Consider the following 2,110-nt stretch of genomic DNA (forward strand, 5'->3'; position numbering starts at 1 on the left):
AACTCAAGAACATCACCAAGACGTTCGGCAATCACACCGCACTGACGGGCCTCGACCTCGAAATCGCCGACGGCGAGTTCTTCGTGCTGCTCGGCGAGACCGGCGCCGGCAAGACGACGACGCTGCGACTGATTGCCGGGCTCGAGAAGCCGACCGAAGGCCAGGTCTTCATCGACGGCGTCGATGTCGCCGACTGGGGGGCGGCCGAGCGCGACGTGGCGCTGGTGCTGCAGCAATATTCGCTCTACCCGCGCTACACGGTGCGCGAGAACCTTGAATTCCCGCTGAAGCCGAAGATCCGCCGTCTGCCGGACGCCGAGATCAAGGATCGCGTCGCGCGCGCCGCCCGCACGCTCCGCATCGAGCATCTGCTCGACCGCAAGACCGACCGGCTGTCAGGCGGCGAGATGCAGCGCGTCTCGATCGGCCGGGCCATCGTGCGCAAGCCGCGCGTGTTCCTGATGGACGAGCCGCTGTCGGCGCTCGACGCCAAATTGCGCGAGGCGCTGCGCACCGAACTGAAGAACCTGCAGATGCAGCTCGGCGCCACCTTCCTCTTCGTCACCCACGACCAGATCGAGGCGATGTCGATGGGTGACAAGGTCGGCGTGCTCAATCATGGCCGCATCGTCCAGACCGGCACGCCGCAGGAGATCTACAACAATCCGCGCGACACCTATGTGGCGAGCTTCGTCGGCTCGCCGCCGATGAACCTTATCGACGGCAAGCTGGTCGACAACCGGGCAGTGATGGCGCCGATGAATTTCGAACTGCCGCTTTCAGGGGGAGGAGCCGGCAATGCGGTCGACGGTCGCCCGCTCGTCTTCGGCATCCGTCCGGAGGACGTCTATCTGGAGAGCGGCGCGCCGGTCGAGGCACGCGTCCACGACGTCGAGAACCACGGCGTCGAAAAGATCGTGACGCTGAGAGTCGGCGACGCGATGCTGAGAGCCACTGTGCCGGCAAGGACTGCCGTCGAGATCGAACAGCCTGTGCGCTTTGCCTGGAATCCGGACAAGGTGGTGATGTTCGACAAGGGCAGCGGCGTGAGTCTGCGGCACGCCAGCTAGGCGGACGGTCCCTTCAAGCTACCGGGGCAGGCAGGCGCGCGGGCCCCTTTGCCCTACCTCGGCAGATAGGTCTCGTACGGCGTGTCGTTGATCAGCAGGATCACGCACTCCGTGTCCGAGAGGCAGGCATCGTCGTGCATCTCATTGGCCTTCTGGGTCCAGTAGGACCCTGGCGGCAACGCGACCTTGGTCGCCTCGCCGCCATCCATCTGCCAGTGCGCCCACAGCCCCTGAATGACCACGGCGCGATAGTCCGCGGTATGCGCGTGAACAGGCGCGCGCCAGTTGCCGGGAACTTTGAGCAAGGTTCCCGCCGGGCCCTTTGCACGCTCGCCCCATAGCGGGCCGAGGCGCTGCGGCTGGTCAGGCGCCTCGACAGCATAAGGGATCTTGCTCGCCGGCAGGTAGCTGTCTTCGAGGGCGAATGCCCGCCCCGGAAAGACGGTGAGCGCGGCGAGCGCAAGCAAGGCTGGGTGATTGACCATGGCGGGTTCCTCCGCCGGCCAGCTTAAGCTGCCCCCGCCGGCAGGGAATGACGCTGCGTCCAAAACACTTGGCAATTCCTCCAGGCGACAGGAACCGACCCGCGTTCAGGCGACCGGGCTGTCGTCGCCGTCGCCGGTGTTGCGCAGATGGCTCGGCGCCACGCCCATGACGCGCTTGAAGGCGCGGCTGAAGGACGCCTCGGAATCATAGCCCAGCCTTGTCGCGGCCACCGAAACCCGCATGCCGTCGCGGGCCAGCCATTGCCGCGCCTGGTGCATGCGAACGCTGAGCACATATTTGGCCGGCGTCTCGCCGACCACGGTGGCGAAGCGCTGGGCGAAGGCGGAACGCGAGGCTCCCATCATCCGCGCCAGCACCTCGACCGTCCAGTCGCGGTCCGGCTGCAGGTGGATGGCGGCCAGCACCTTGCCGACATCCGGACTGCGGACGGCGGCGATCCATCCGGTGGCATCGCCGCAGCCGTTCTCCACCCAGGAGCGGATGATGGTGGCGGCCAGCACATCGGCAAGGCGCGCCAGGATGCCGCCGGAGCC

3 protein-coding genes are annotated in these 2,110 nt (G+C 66.7%); 1 reads left to right on the top strand and 2 read right to left on the bottom strand.

All coding sequences use genetic code 11. From position 1 onward, the window contains the following. A partial coding sequence (locus tag EN742_RS32770; protein ID WP_148670441.1) for an ABC transporter ATP-binding protein occupies positions 1-1,070 on the top strand: 1,070 nt, incomplete at its 5' end. A 53-nt stretch (positions 1,071-1,123) separates the two neighbouring features. Here the strand turns inward: EN742_RS32770 and EN742_RS32775 are convergent. Both EN742_RS32775 and EN742_RS32780 read right to left on the bottom strand, forming a co-directional pair. Next, on the bottom strand, positions 1,124-1,555 hold the full coding sequence (locus EN742_RS32775; protein WP_126058204.1) for a DUF4437 domain-containing protein: 432 nt from the start codon (positions 1,553-1,555) through the stop codon (positions 1,124-1,126). Between the two features lie 105 nt (positions 1,556-1,660). Continuing rightward, on the bottom strand, positions 1,661-2,110 hold a 450-nt coding region (locus EN742_RS32780; protein WP_148670442.1), incomplete at its 5' end, for an AraC family transcriptional regulator.

It is taken from the genome of Mesorhizobium sp. M4A.F.Ca.ET.020.02.1.1 (assembly GCF_004022645.1).
Classification (GTDB): domain Bacteria; phylum Pseudomonadota; class Alphaproteobacteria; order Rhizobiales; family Rhizobiaceae; genus Mesorhizobium.